The 12852-nt window shown below is 58.5% G+C and carries 15 protein-coding genes; 6 read left to right on the forward strand and 9 right to left on the reverse strand.

Annotation, left to right across the window (positions count from 1 at the left end; translation table 11 throughout):
• Nucleotides 1-428: 428 nt before the first annotated feature.
• From MA03_RS07135 to MA03_RS07160, 6 genes are all read right to left on the reverse strand, one after another.
• Complete coding sequence (locus MA03_RS07135) at nucleotides 429-2228, reverse strand: helicase HerA domain-containing protein (protein ID WP_052884589.1); 1800 nt, start codon at nucleotides 2226-2228, stop codon at nucleotides 429-431.
• On the reverse strand, nucleotides 2218-2643 hold the full coding sequence (locus MA03_RS07140; RefSeq protein WP_052884590.1) for a hypothetical protein: 426 nt from the start codon (nucleotides 2641-2643) through the stop codon (nucleotides 2218-2220). Before MA03_RS07140 ends, MA03_RS07135 begins: the two co-directional genes overlap by 11 nt.
• On the reverse strand, nucleotides 2630-3448 hold the full coding sequence (locus MA03_RS07145; RefSeq protein WP_052884591.1) for a hypothetical protein: 819 nt from the start codon (nucleotides 3446-3448) through the stop codon (nucleotides 2630-2632). Before MA03_RS07145 ends, MA03_RS07140 begins: the two co-directional genes overlap by 14 nt.
• A 244-nt stretch (nucleotides 3449-3692) precedes the next feature.
• On the reverse strand, nucleotides 3693-5093 hold the full coding sequence (locus MA03_RS07150; RefSeq protein ID WP_052884592.1) for a helicase C-terminal domain-containing protein: 1401 nt from the start codon (nucleotides 5091-5093) through the stop codon (nucleotides 3693-3695).
• Nucleotides 5081-5335, reverse strand: coding sequence for a hypothetical protein (locus MA03_RS07155; protein ID WP_052884593.1), 255 nt, complete (start codon nucleotides 5333-5335; stop codon nucleotides 5081-5083). Before MA03_RS07155 ends, MA03_RS07150 begins: the two co-directional genes overlap by 13 nt.
• Nucleotides 5332-6267 (reverse strand): helicase HerA domain-containing protein, encoded by a 936-nt coding sequence (locus tag MA03_RS07160; protein ID WP_052884594.1) that lies wholly within the window; start codon nucleotides 6265-6267, stop codon nucleotides 5332-5334. Before MA03_RS07160 ends, MA03_RS07155 begins: the two co-directional genes overlap by 4 nt.
• A gap of 116 nt (nucleotides 6268-6383) precedes the next feature.
• Between MA03_RS07160 and MA03_RS07165 the strand changes: the two genes are divergently transcribed.
• Complete coding sequence (locus MA03_RS07165) at nucleotides 6384-6713, forward strand: hypothetical protein (RefSeq protein ID WP_052884595.1); 330 nt, start codon at nucleotides 6384-6386, stop codon at nucleotides 6711-6713.
• Here the strand turns inward: MA03_RS07165 and MA03_RS07170 are convergent.
• A complete protein-coding gene (locus MA03_RS07170; protein WP_191118520.1) occupies nucleotides 6700-7488 on the reverse strand; it encodes a hypothetical protein in 789 nt (262 codons plus the stop codon). The two genes, MA03_RS07165 and MA03_RS07170, sit on opposite strands and share 14 nt — an antisense overlap.
• A 52-nt stretch (nucleotides 7489-7540) precedes the next feature.
• Between MA03_RS07170 and MA03_RS07175 the strand changes: the two genes are divergently transcribed.
• From MA03_RS07175 to MA03_RS07195, 5 genes are all read left to right on the forward strand, one after another.
• Entirely contained in the window at nucleotides 7541-9682 is a 2142-nt protein-coding gene (locus MA03_RS07175) for a helicase HerA domain-containing protein (protein WP_052884597.1), read from the forward strand.
• A 41-nt stretch (nucleotides 9683-9723) separates the two neighbouring features.
• Complete coding sequence (locus MA03_RS07180) at nucleotides 9724-10689, forward strand: AAA family ATPase (RefSeq protein ID WP_052884598.1); 966 nt, start codon at nucleotides 9724-9726, stop codon at nucleotides 10687-10689.
• Nucleotides 10679-11212 (forward strand): hypothetical protein, encoded by a 534-nt coding sequence (locus tag MA03_RS07185; protein WP_052884599.1) that lies wholly within the window; start codon nucleotides 10679-10681, stop codon nucleotides 11210-11212. The genes MA03_RS07180 and MA03_RS07185 overlap by 11 nt, the downstream gene beginning before the upstream one ends.
• A 139-nt stretch (nucleotides 11213-11351) precedes the next feature.
• The gene (locus tag MA03_RS08800; RefSeq protein ID WP_191118521.1) at nucleotides 11352-11723 is read left to right on the forward strand and encodes a C2H2-type zinc finger protein; all 372 of its coding nucleotides are present in this window, start codon (nucleotides 11352-11354) and stop codon (nucleotides 11721-11723) included.
• Entirely contained in the window at nucleotides 11687-12289 is a 603-nt protein-coding gene (locus MA03_RS07195; protein WP_191118522.1) for an nSTAND3 domain-containing NTPase, read from the forward strand. Before MA03_RS08800 ends, MA03_RS07195 begins: the two co-directional genes overlap by 37 nt.
• On the opposite strand, the gene MA03_RS08805 is transcribed toward MA03_RS07195, so the two are convergent.
• Nucleotides 12243-12392: a hypothetical protein gene (locus MA03_RS08805; protein ID WP_191118523.1), complete on the reverse strand. Its 150-nt coding sequence runs from the start codon at nucleotides 12390-12392 to the stop codon at nucleotides 12243-12245. The genes MA03_RS07195 and MA03_RS08805 overlap by 47 nt on opposite strands.
• A 41-nt stretch (nucleotides 12393-12433) precedes the next feature.
• Complete coding sequence (locus tag MA03_RS07200) at nucleotides 12434-12757, reverse strand: hypothetical protein (RefSeq protein WP_052884602.1); 324 nt, start codon at nucleotides 12755-12757, stop codon at nucleotides 12434-12436.
• Nucleotides 12758-12852 lie beyond the last annotated feature (95 nt).

The raw sequence follows: 12852 nt of genomic DNA on the forward strand, positions 1-12852 counted from the left end.
CCGTTTCGCCTCGGGCTACTCCGGTGGGCGCCCCTCGGGCCCTGCGGCCCACGGGGCCGGCGGGGCCCTCACAGGACCCTCCACCCCCTCACAAGGGGGCGCCGCCACTAATGGCGGGAGTGAAGGGTAAAAAAAAGGAGGTTTAGGGGGAGGGGGTCTGGTTTCGGCCCATGGTATTTGCTGCGCCGGGCATGCGTGCTGTGCTTTGCCCCTCTCCCGCCCTGCCTGCTTTCTTTTCCCCGAGAGTGCAGGAGCACGTTCATGTGCCCCAGTTTTCTCGGGGAAGCACTGTGTAGCCGTCGAGGCCTTGTGCCCGCTCATCGCCTTTCTCGCGGGAGGGTTATTGTTGAGGGCCTGCGGCGGCCTGTATGATTAATATTATTATTCGGGTATAAAAAACCAATTGTTTACCTTTTTAAAGTTAATATTTAATGCTTTTTAGCGTATGCTTGCCTGCACAGCTCTAGTAGTGCTTCTCCAAGCCTTGTGAGCCTGCCCCCCTCCCTTGCCTTGAGCTGTGCTAGGAGTGCCCTGTCCTCAGGCGTGCTTTTCCCCGCCGTGAAGCGTGCCAGTGCTATGCAATTCGTCCTGCTTAGCAGGCGCATAAGCTCTACAACGCTCACGCCGTGCTTCTCGGCTGTCTCGTGGATGGATAGTGGCCTCCTGGGCCTCCACGCCCCTCTCGCCTCGAGTATCTCGCGGGGCACGGTTATACTTATCAGCCTGTATGGCTCGCCCCTTGCTAGGATTAACGCCTGCCCCGTCTGGAGCCGTGAAGGGTCAGCCTTGACGTTAAGCATTTGTAGGTAGCGTATGTTCTCGGGGTCGCTGGAGGCGAAGAATAACCTAACCCTGGCGTCCATCAGCTTTTTAGCGACGCGTGACACGCTGTGGCCTACAGCCCATATCGAGACGTTGTACTTCCTCAGCTCGTCCGCGATCCGGTTCACTATTTCAGTGTCCCCCAGCCTGTCAGCCTCGTCCACCACCACAATACCGTCCCACTCTCCGCGCCTGGCCGCCGCGTACACCCCGTAGAGCAGCGTCAGCGTGAAGGCGGTCTTAGCCTCCTCCCCGGGCACAACGCTCAGGTCTAGCACCAGCCTACCCGTCGGCAGGGGCTCAAAGCCAAGCAGGGAAGGGCTCAAGAGGGGTTGAAGCCTTCTAAGCAGTGCGGCGGCCGCATTCCGCTCGTCTTCTCGCTGGCTGCTCAGTGCCACCTCCTCCGCTCGGCCCAGCGCCTCAGCGAGGTCCTCGGCGCCCCTCAGGCAGCTCTGTAGCGTGTGCAAAACTATCGGCGTGAGCCGCTCGCCCCAATACGCTTCGATGGCCCCGGCGACGACTTCCAGTGCCTCAGCCTCGCCGAGTGCGAGCGGGTTCAGCTTGACGTCAAGGCCTGACAGCGCCACCTCGTACCCGAAGGCCTTGAGCCCGGCGTGCTCGCCTGTTGCGTCGAGCACCAGCACGTTGTAGTCCTCCGGCACGTGAGAGAGCATGTAGTCCAGCAGCACGCTCTTGCCCGTCCCCGGGGCCCCGATGATCGCGAGGCTGTTGTCCATGCCGCGGGCGAAGCGAAGATTATAGCCGTCTACCAGCCTTACAAAGAACAAGCCCCTTAGCACGTTCTGTACGCTCTCAACCATCTTGGGCAGCGGGGGCTCGTACTCTCCATGTGTAAGATCCCGCGTCAGGTTCGCGACGTCGAGCGGCGTCACCCTCGCCCTGGATATCTTCGCCAGCAGAGGCATGTCCAGCCTCTCAAGCAGCCTCGAAAGCCGAGCGTCCCCACCCTCCCCGAAGGTGAAGGCGAAGCACTTGTAGACGGTGCCGTACTGTATCGCGGTGTCCCTAGCCTCCTGCACGCTGCGGGGCATCTGTATACGTAGCCCAGTCCTCCTGTCGATGAACGCCCTCTCCAGCCTCACCACCCACCCTCCCGCAGGCTTCGCGTGGCACACCACGCCCCCGAGGCGGGGGCCACGCGTGACGGGCCAAACAGGGATGCTGTAGGGCTTGGCCGGCGGCAGGCCGGGTTCCTGCACGGGCGTTAACCTCCAGCCGTACTCCTCTGCGGCTTGAAGGAATCGGGGCGCCTGCTCCGAGGGCACCCCCACCATCAGGCCCCTCCCGTAGTTCGCCAGCGCGAACCTCGAACATGATACGATGATCGGCTCTATCCACACGCCATCTACGCTGGGCACGCCGGCTGCAAACCACCTAGCCCTCACTTCCCCCACCCTCCGGCCGGTACTCGGTTATTTTTACCTGCCGCCGTGCGAGCATCACGGCGGCGATGTGGGTGCAGATGCGGGCGCGCCTAGAGTAGCCGTAGGTGTGCGAGAAGCACGTACACTCGTACCTCCCATCCCTGAACGTTACGAAGTACGAGGCGTGCTTGTCGCCCAGAGCAGGTATTCCGTCAACCCTCCAAACCCCCTGTGAAACCTGGTGCACGGTCCTCAACGCGTATCGTGCCAACCCCCTCTCGAGCCAGCTCACGCGTGGCACGCTGTCATATAGCTCCCTCACGACGCTGCATATGCTGCTCACGTCCCTCCCCTCTAGGCACTGCTTGACCTTTTCGCGAGCCATGATCAACGCCAGCCTCACCACCTTCTCGTTATAGTATTCAGGCCTCCTCATAGCCCAGCGCCCACAACCCCTTAGCAGTCACTGCGACGAGCTCCCTCGACACCTCCAGGAAGCCCCACCTCACGAGCCGCTCCATAACCCGCAAGTGCTGCGGCTCCGCCCTCGCCAAGTCCGCGAGTGTCTTGACGGGTATGGTCCCGCTCGCGAAGACCTCCCTCAACATGGCCCTCGCATCGCTCGAGCCCCCCGGGAAGGCGACCTCCAGCGGGTCGGGCAGGCTCCTCTGCTCCAGCCCCGGGGGAGGCTGCGTGCAGGGGGAGCGGTAGGGCTCGAAAACCACCTCGCCGCTGTGGTCAATGCGGGGCGCGTGGTCCCGCTCAAGCTGAATACCGCTTAGATTCATCTCGCGTAGGCTAATTCTAAACCCTGGACGTCTAGCCGCTACTACAACGTCGCCCGCCCCGCCGCCGTGAACCGCTAGCACGTCAACGTCTACGCCTGCCAGCAGCACGGCAACCCTCGGCGTCAGCCACGGGACCTCCAGTAGTACCCTCCCCTTCCCCGCAAGGTAGAGCGATGACAAGGCCCCGAGCTCGGGCGTCGGGGCCCACATCACCGGGCTGGGGGCGTCGTAGTCGACCAGCGAAGCCAGGGCCCACCAGTAGCGCCAGTTATCGCTCACCACTGCCACCTGCTCTAGTCTGCAGCCCCCGAGCTCCGCGTACGCCTCTAGGACGTCTTTTTCCTCGGTGAGGAAGCATAGCTCCCGGCAATTTAAAGGCAGGTATAGCCTGGCGCCACACCTGAAGCTAATGGTATAGTCATAGCTATCCCTGTAGTTGAAAACTAAACGCATACATTATACCGGCTTGAAAACAAAATAATAAAAATTGCGAGCCCCCAGGGGCACGCCAGCCCCCTCCCCTAAACCCCCCTCAGCGCCCCCGTTTCGCCTCGGGCTACTCCGGTGGGCGCCCCTCGGGCCCTGCGGCCCACGGGGCCGGCGGGGCCCTCACAGGACCCTCCACCCCCTCACAAGGGGGTGCCACCACTAAAGGTGGGAGTAGAGGGTAAAAAAAGAGGTTTAGGGGAGGGCTGAACTAGGAATCTTGAATGTGGAGTACTGGCTCGAAGTATTTGGCGAACTTTTTGAAGCGGTAGTCGGCGAGAATGATCTCTGGGCTTGCCTCTGGGCTGCGCGTGGCCCTGCCTATAGCCTGGAGTGTTGCTGTAACCATGGGTATCCACCAGGCGTTGTCGGGGTCGATGCCCATCCGGTAGTAGTACTTTCGCAGGCGCTCCGTCACGTCGGGTGGAAGGAAGGGGGCCCCAACCATTACAACAGCGTCTGCCGGCAGGTCTACCCCCTCGCTGAAACGCCCGAAGACATTAAACATTGCCAGGCCGCGCCAGTCGTCCGGGGGCTTTTCGTCGAGAAAGTCTATTACGCTCACCAGTTTGACTATGATCCTGTCAGTCGCGAATGCCAGGATGCGTTTATGCCTCTTTTTCAGGCTTGAAAGCAGCTTCATGTACCCCCATATCGTCTCCTCCCCGTACTTAGTGGTCACGTCGCCGACCACGAGGGCCTTCCTCGGCTCTGAAGGCACCCGGATAACGGCGGCTTGAAAGAGGTCTTCGATGGGTTTAGGAATAGTAGCGCTAAGGTAGATGCGGGGGCCGATGCTGGGCCTCCAGGGAGGCAGGGCGACCATGACTTTACCCTCTTCCCTGTAGACGATTCCCCTAGAAGCGGCTTTGAGAAACCTTACCAGGGGTAGTAGTCTCCGGGCCATGAATGACCCCTTCGCGAATTCTTCCCTGTAAACGATGAGCGTCTCTTCTATGACATCCAAGTCTATTGAGGCTACCCCCTTATTGATAATCCCTCTTATCTTCTCCCCCAGTTCCGGGTTCAGTGCGTCTAGGGCGTCTAGGGCCTCTCCTAAACCCTTTATCTCAACAATGTTGGGCTTCAAGAGGTTATGTGCCTCGTCCACAACTACTGCTCTGTAGCTTCCAACTACTCTCCGCCTATAGTTCTGAACCACTACGTCGGCGGCGGCGATGTAGAAGTCTTGTGCATAGTACCTGCAGAGATGGGAGGGTATCTCCTCCCAACTCGTATAGAAGAGGTCTGGAACCCCCTCTTTCAAGTTTTGGAAGAAGGGGCAGCGTGACCTGTTAATCAAGCAGTATTCTTCCGGGTCGTCCGTCTTCACGCTGCAGGACCTGGCCCTCCCGGCTGCGATGAAGGGCTTCAAGTCTAGCCTTAAGGCATCCCCGCTTATCCTACTTCCGAGCTCCAGGCTCCTCACCAGCCACAAGACAGGAAGCCTCCCAGAAGATCTAAAAGCAGACAATACGGCAAGGGTTTTTCCAAACCCTGTGGGCGCTACCAGTAATGCATCACCCTCGACACCAGCTAAAGCCTCAGCAGCCTCAACCTGTCCGGGCCTAGGCTTAAGCCCGGCCTTCTCGAATACCTCTAGGACACGCAAGATTTTGCCACCTCTCCGGAGAATAGTCTCAAGGCTCTGATGATCTTCTCGCGCTCTGCCAGAAGCTTCTCTTTCTCACGCTCTAGCCTTGCTATTTCACTGTTTATTCTGCTTAGCTCCCCGTCAATCTCGTTAAGCCTATTCGTTATCCGTGCAGAGATGTTTTCCTCAACCCCGAGGCTCCGCAAAAACGCCTCAAGATTTCTTATGCCTTTGCCGAGAGACTCACTATTACCCCTCATATTTTCACCCAGGGTGGAAATTGTATTTTCCGTGCTTTTGTTCCCCGCACCCACCAAGCCTCGCCAGGCCTCAGCCCGGCGGGCGCGGGGATAGGCAAGCGAAGTTCTGACAGGAGTTTGTAAGCTATCGAACCGGCATCAAACAGCAGTAAGTCAAAATCTGCGATGAGCTCTGTGGGCGGCAGGGCGTGCGAGATGTAAATGATACGCACACCCCGCCGCCGCGACAAGTAAAGGAGTGAACGTAGAAAATATTGTGTGGCCCCCATCCCGGCCTCCTCAATCACCAGGAGGCTGGGATGGGTGCCGGGAGAGGCGGCAACGATATAACTTGCCAAAAACTGGGAGAGCATCGCCCGCTCCTCGGGATCCGGGATCATCGATAGGTCCCAGATCCCCGGAGCGGGGGGCTCGTCGTTGTTCAAAACGATGTACTTCTTCAGTACCCGGAGACGCGCCGCCGCAGCTGTGGCGGTTCGGTCGTTGTACATGGCCCGCAGCTCGCGCTCGACCGCCTCCAGGGATGCTGCCGATGCCGATGCCACGGCAAGGGCGATGCCATGTCCCCCCTCCCCCGGCCTTTCCATCTGTGCTAAGAGCCAGGGGAGCGGGGCACTGGAGGTAATAATGAAGGGCGGTGTGAAGCGAGGTAGAGGCAAATCGCTGTATTCATTGTCGAAGTCCAGGATGTGAACTTTGACACCAAAGGTGATGGCAGCGGTAACGAGCCACTTTGCCGCAGTTGTCTTCCCACTCCCCGTCCTCCCTATTAGGGCAATGTGGGACGGGGAGCGCATGAGGAGGTCTGTGACTTTCGCCCTCCCCCACAGCGCCCCCTGGGGGTGCGGTGCCGCCGCCCGGGGGCTTTGGCGGCGGTCACTGAACGCTTTCTTAACCCGGGTCCCCCAAACCCGGAGGGAAAAAAGCTTCATTTCTTCTCACCCCCAGGGCAATCCCCTGGGAGAGGGCTGGGCCCCGGCTCTGCCGTAAAGCTTATATAGGCGGTAAGGTTTATATCAGTGGTTCGGATCTTAATCATTGGCCCCGCGTGGGTTGGCGTGGGCCTCATCGGGAGGAAAGTTTCATCACGGGCTTCATCGCCGGGGCTCAGCCCCCTCTACTCCTTTTTTTCCTGGAAAAGGATGTAGGGGCTGGTCCCGGCTCTACCCGCTCCCCCTCCTACCCGGTGGGACCCGAGCCAACCCGCGGGCCAATGATTAGGTTGTGGAGTGTTTTAGCGTCTAGGCTGGGCTGGCGTGCCCCTGCCTCCTCCCCGTCCCCCGGCCACGCGGGGCTCTACGGGTTCATCGTCATCCTTGTGGCCGGGTTCATCGTAATAATTGGCGAGAAACGGTCATATATTGTTAACGCAGCTTGAAGGCTAGTCGTAGCAGGGATATCTTGTCTCCGTAGAGTGGGCCGAGCACTTGCTCTAGCACGCCTATTCTCACGTTGATGTCCTCGTGGGGTCTTACCTTCTTCCCCCACTCCAATGTTTCCACCGCTATGGCCTGCAGTTTGTCGAGGCGGTTGAGCTCCCTCCTGAGCTCGCCGGCCCAGGACCTGTACAGCGCGGCCTCCTTGTAAGCCGATTCGAGGTACGGGTAGTCGGGCGGCTTTAATGCCTCCAGCATGCCGGCGAGCTCGTCCAGGTGATTGGACGCGTGGTTTAGGAGGGTGCTTATGTCGTGGATGCGGCTGCTGATGACGAGCACTCTGGAGAGCATTACTAGTACGTGGTCCCCGGTGACGAGTGGCCTCCCATCCCTGCGCCCGATCACCCACCTCTCGCTCTTCCCGGGGTAGTCCAGGCGTACCCCCACGCTCTCGGTGACGTGTAGCACGTATTCCTCCACAGCCTCCTCGAGGTCCCGCTTGGTCTTCTCGAGTGCAAGGGAGTAGAGGCGGAGGCATGTCAGCACTAGCAGCCTGTTGATTTGAAGTATAGCGTTGAGCCACCTCGCCGAGAGACGCATTGTTTCCTCGTTCGGCCGCCTCAGTAGATCGACCATAAGCCCTGTGTACTTTCTTATGTAGTCCTCGAGCCAGAAGTCCCGGGGGAGAGGGGGGAGCGGGTAGAAGTCGGCTTTCGCCGCGTGCGACGCTACCTCCTCGACTCTCTCTACAGCCCTCCTGAACTCGTCTACACTCATCGTATCCATTACGATGACAAGAAATTTAATTTTTGTGATGGAATAGTAACACGTGATACCATATCTCCCAGGCCTAAGAGACTTAATCGTGCTTTTAGTTATAGTTGTACTAGCCCTGCTGGCACTAACCGTGAGCCCACAGCTCCCACTCTTAGCGCTTTCAATCCTTCTCGCCTACATAGTATATACCAGGAGGGAGTGGATTCTTGAGTTGCTCTACGGGGAGCGCGTCCTCCTCCTCCACCCAGCATTGGTTGAGTTTGTAGAGGTCAAGGGGCGGCGAGACCACGCTGTCATACGCCAGGCCAAGAAAACACTATACGCTGCCTCGCTACGCGTCAACGACTATGATCCTCCCCAAAACCTGGGGCGTGCTGCGGAGCGTTTCATCGCGTCGCTCCACAACCCATCAACCCGTGTCAGCATCGCTGCAAGGCTACAGGAGGGCGGCTACTACTACTATGTGACAATGTATTCTGAGGACAAGCACGTGCTCCGCGAGGCAATAGCATCCACGCACAGGCAGCTCCTAGCGAACGGCGTCTACGTCCAGGCAGCCGACCCCGCTGAGTTCCTGCCGCACGAGTCCAGGCTCTTCGGGCTCTGCGCTCCACGCTTCACGCTCCTCGCGGCCGGGATACTAGTAGCCGTGGCGCTGACCCACGCGCCCCTTCTCGCACTCGCAGCGATACCCCTCCTGCCGCTCATACCCTTCGACCTCAAGGTCGCGAGGGGCGGCGAGACGGTTGTCGTCGAGCCTCTGGTCGAGCTCGAGTACCGTAGCACGCTCGCCGACGAGGCGGCAGCCGCCTCAGCGGTTCGAGTAGTTTCAACCCTGTCCATGACGGTGCCCGAGGGCGCGATGTTGCTCGCCTCGCTAGCCCCCGCGGACATAGCGCTGCTAGAGGCTCAAGCCAGGAGGGCCATGGAGGTACTCGACGCCGCGAGGGCCGGGGTGGGAAGACTAGCCCACGAGTTCAAGGCTATGAGGATATTCACTCTATGGCGTAGGCTGCAGGAGGGCGCCGCGCCGTTCCACGTCAGCCTCGCCTCCACACCGGATCTCGCCAGGGAGCTCATGAAGGCCGGTTTCACCCCGAAGCACCGGTCACGCATATCGGCGTTGAGAGTGCTTGGAGTCCTACCCTCGTACCCCGACATATACATCAGCCACCAGCTCGCCCCGCTGAGCCCCTACGCCTTCCTTCGCCCCCGCACGAGGCGCACGCCCAAGGCAGTATACCTGGGCCACGGGCTTCGTAAGGACGAGGAGGTGTGGCTGGAGCTCGACCTCCTGGAGAACGTGCACGGGCTCATCGTGGGGCCCATGGGTAGCGGTAAGAGTACTACCGCGCGCACGCTGGCGCTCAGGGCGTTGAAGCATGGGTATACGCCTATCATAATCGACCCATCGGGGGAGTACAGGCTGTGGGCCAAAGCGGGGTTCGAGGTAGTCGACCTCTGGGACCGGCAGCTCGACATCTCGCGTGTCTCACCGGACGACCTCCGCCGCGCCTTCGATTATATTAGCCCGTTGACGGACTACGAGTTTCTAGTCTTGAAGAGGGCATTAGAGGCGGGGAAGAGTCTTTGGGAGCTGAACATGGGAAAGCTGGAGCTGATTAAGCCGTACTTCTCACGCGCTACGCTCAGGGTTGAAGACCTGCTAGACTCGGGTAAGCCGTTCATACTATGCCTAGGCTCCACGTCCAGCGGGAGGTACGTGCCAATCCCGGTGGAGTACCAGCGTTTCGCCGTCTCGGTCATGCTGGCTATGATGCGGGACCACGTCATCGCCAAGGGGGTTCAAGAGCCAAAGTGGCTGCTCATCGTCGACGAGGCCCACCTCTTCGCGAGGCCGCCCCACCGCGAGCGGGAGGCGGAGGTGGTAACGCTGGCGAGGATGCTGCGGAAGTTCGGCCTGGCAGTAATCCTCATTACGCATGACTGGCGGGACGTGGACGAGACGTACATAAGACACTGCGGCTGGAAGCTAGCGCTCTCGCACAGCTCTCCGGAGTACGTGCAGGACACGGCGTTCTACATGTCGTTGACGCCTGCTGAGCTGACGTGGTTTCAGCGAGGCCTGAGGGGCAGGGCCGTCCTCAGGAGGGGCTTCGAGCCTCATAACGTCCTGCTGGAGATCGAGCCGGAGGAGTACGCGAAGCCCGAGGTATACTCGCAATTAGCATGAATCGTAAAAAATTAAATTGAGTAGCGTACATTTAATTCATTGTGGAAGACATATTGGAAAAGTTGAAAGGGCTCGGCCTGGGACCGACACTCATAGGAAAGCTAAAGGCACAGGGCCTCCTGAGTGAGAGTGGCATGCGTTTCATCATCGCGTCAACACCAGATGAGTTGATCGAGCTCCTCGGTTTGTCCGGCTACGATGTCGCACAGCGGCTTCGTCAGGCCGCCAAGTCGGTCGTCGGCTTCGACAATCGCGCGGTGACGGCGGCGGAGCTCCTAGAGCTCGAGGAGGCGGGGCCACGGCTCACCACCGGAGTCAAGGCGCTGGACGAGCTGCTAGGCGGAGGCCTGCGGCCCGGGGACCTCTACGAGTTCGCCGGAGAGTTCGGCACCGGGAAGACCCAGCTCTGCCACCAGCTCAGTGTGATGGTTCAGCTGCCCGCGGAAAAGGGCGGCCTGCAGGGCAAGGCTGTCTACATCGACACGGAGGGGACCTTCAGTCCTCCGAGGGTACAAAAGATTGCGGAGAGGTTCAACATAGACGGCACAGAGGCGCTAAAGAGTATTACTGTTTATAGACCGCTAAACACGGGCGAGCTCGAGAGCTTCGTAAAGGGCCAGCTGAACAGCTACCTTGAAGCCGGTGCCAGGCTTGTCATAGTGGACTCTGTTATAGCGCTTTATAGAGCCCAGTACAGGGGTATCGAGTGGCTCGCGAGGCGCCAGCAGGCGATCAACTACCTGCTTGACTGGGTTAAGAGGTGGGCTAGGGTGTACGGCGCCGTCGCGGTCATCACCAACCAGGTCCTCACCCACCCGTTGCCCAGCGGTATCGCGTTGAAGATACCGGCGGGCGGCAACATTATAGCCCATGCAAGTACGCACCGCTTCCTTTTGAAGAAAACGGGCGATGCATTCCTCCTCGAGGTCTTGGACAGCCCGCGCGTCGCCCGTGGCGCGAGTGTAGAGTTTAGAATCGAGGAAGACGGGCTCCACGATGCCAGGTAGCCTTCTAGACGCCCAGCTGAGGGCTACACTCGAAAGGTGGGAGAAAGCCCGGGCCGCGAAAGACGTATACTACGTCACCGAGGTCGCCTCCGGGTCCCGTGGCCAGGGCAGGGGCGTCTCCGAGGGTCGCAGAGTACACTCCAAGATATGGGGTCTAGACCCATTCGAGGTTTTGAATCATTCAAGGATATCGCTCCCCCTCCCAGTGGCTTGGAGGTTCCGGTTTGGCTGGCTTCTCGGTGTGGTTGACCAGGTTCTATTTGTAGACGGCTTGCCTGTAGAGGTTGCCGAGCTGAAGAGTTATGACGGCTTCAAGAGCTATGAGAAAGTACAAGCTTCACTCTACGGCCTCCTAGTTATGCTTAACTTTCAATACCGTCCAAGAGTCTCGATCATAGGCATGAACGAGAAGCTGGAGATAAACAACTGGGAGGAAATAGCGATAGAGGCTTTAGTCTCGTTTTGTAGAAAGCGTAATACGTCGCAATGCGCCGGCGTAATGCGCCGCAATGCGCTATCTTGAATTCAAAATACTGCATTACGACGTATTACGTCGCCGTAATGCGTCGCATTACGTTGTCTTGAGCGTAATACGTCGCATTGCGCGGGCGTAATGCGTCGCACTGCGTCATCTTTAAATCAGTGCTAATTATATTATCACTGTGAAGTGTCCGAAGTGCGGGAGCAATGAGGTGCAATGCAGTGGCTCCAAGTGCCGCTGCCTGGTGTGCGGCAACGAGTTCTACACCTGCAGCATATGCGGTGAAGCCTTCTCAACCGCACAACAGCTCGCAGCCCACATGAAGAAACACAGGAGGAATGATGACCCGAGTCTACGGGAGCTTGTTCTAGAGCTGGAAGAGCTTAGAAAAACGGTTGAAGAGTTGCGCCAGGCCGTCGAGAGGCTAGAGGCTGCCCTGCATGGACTGCAAAGACAGCCTCTCACCCCTCACCCTGCGACTAACGAGGAATTGCCGGACTTCGTGAAGGACAATCCATGGCTGCAGGTCCTTCACAAGAAGAGGGACACGTAGTGGCGGTCAAGCTTATAGAGCAGTTGCTGGCCCCGCCTCAAAAGCTCCTCTTCCGTGAGGACAAGCTACGCGAGACTCTCGAGCTACTTAGAGGCGGGGAAAGCCTAGTCATCAGGGGTCCAGTAGGAGTCGGCAAGACAACCCTGGCATTAATGGCTGCAAAAGGCTTCAAGCAAACCTACATCAACTGCTTCCAGTGCAGGACTTACGACTGCATACGTCGGCGTATAGCCCCGGGGCTAATCATACTGGACGACTATACCCTGGCTAAAAGGACGGCCCAGTTGGTGAGGCTAGTTAAAGAGCTCCCTTGGAAGCTCGTCGTAATTCACCCGCAGCTCCAAGCAGAGGAGCTCAAAGATCTACCAATAGTAGAGCTAAAGCCGTACACTCTACAAGAGCTAGAAGAAATACTGAGAGAAAGAGTAATACGTCTAAACTTACCTTTAAGCGACTATGATATACGCTTGGCAGCCGAGGAGGGTGTCCGCAGAGGGGGAAACGCGCGCATAGCCCTTCTTAAGCTTGCCGAGCTAGCAGGGCTAACAGCCTCCTGGCAAGCTTAGCCGTCCTCCGGGTAAACCTTAGACCATTTACTTCTTCAAGCCCAGCATATACAAGAACTCTTTCAAGCCTTTTCCTTAGTCTAGGCTTTTCACCGGGCCTCATGCCTGGAAAAACGCGGGGAAGGGCTATAAAGGGTAGGGGTTTTACTCCGGGGGGGACTCAATCAGGTATTTAAGCTTTTCGGCTACCCTTTTCCCGCACTCGTTGAGCCTGTAGAGCCGCACTACTCGCCGCGCGGTCCTGAAAACAAGCTCATCGACCAAGCCGGCCTGCTTCAGTGCATTGATGGCGGAAAGGGCGCGAGTGCTGCTGGTGAAGCGCTTACCACCCCCCAACGCGTAGCGTATGTCCATTAGCGTCACGTAGTCATAAAAGGACATGAAGAGCAGGACTAGGATGTCTGGATCCCTGCCTGACTCGACCAGTTCTAGGGCTTTCCTCTGGGCTTCCTCCTCGTTACAAGACATATACTATTGATCATGCATTATAACTGATATGCATCATGGACGACTTTTAATTGACGTGTGCAAAACTTATTACGTTTATGCCTTTTTGTTTTCCC

Source organism: Thermofilum uzonense, from assembly GCF_000993805.1.
Classification (GTDB): Archaea; Thermoproteota; Thermoprotei; order Thermofilales; family Thermofilaceae; genus Thermofilum; species Thermofilum uzonense.

What these genes read in the sequence shown, in the direction of transcription:
- MA03_RS07140 (WP_052884590.1), bottom strand. Translation starts at nt 2,643, where the DNA reads ATGAGGAGGCCTGAATACTATAACGAGAAGGTGGTGAGGCTGGCGTTG.
- MA03_RS07145 (WP_052884591.1), bottom strand. Translation starts at nt 3,448, where the DNA reads ATGCGTTTAGTTTTCAACTACAGGGATAGCTATGACTATACCATTAGC.
- MA03_RS07155 (WP_052884593.1), bottom strand. Translation starts at nt 5,335, where the DNA reads ATGAGGGGTAATAGTGAGTCTCTCGGCAAAGGCATAAGAAATCTTGAG.
- MA03_RS07160 (WP_052884594.1), bottom strand. Translation starts at nt 6,267, where the DNA reads ATGAAGCTTTTTTCCCTCCGGGTTTGGGGGACCCGGGTTAAGAAAGCG.
- MA03_RS07170 (WP_191118520.1), bottom strand. Translation starts at nt 7,488, where the DNA reads ATGAGTGTAGACGAGTTCAGGAGGGCTGTAGAGAGAGTCGAGGAGGTA.
- MA03_RS07185 (WP_052884599.1), top strand. Translation starts at nt 10,679, where the DNA reads ATGCCAGGTAGCCTTCTAGACGCCCAGCTGAGGGCTACACTCGAAAGG.
- MA03_RS07195 (WP_191118522.1), top strand. Translation starts at nt 11,687, where the DNA reads ATGGCTGCAGGTCCTTCACAAGAAGAGGGACACGTAGTGGCGGTCAAG.
- MA03_RS08805 (WP_191118523.1), bottom strand. Translation starts at nt 12,392, where the DNA reads ATGAGGCCCGGTGAAAAGCCTAGACTAAGGAAAAGGCTTGAAAGAGTT.
- MA03_RS07200 (WP_052884602.1), bottom strand. Translation starts at nt 12,757, where the DNA reads ATGTCTTGTAACGAGGAGGAAGCCCAGAGGAAAGCCCTAGAACTGGTC.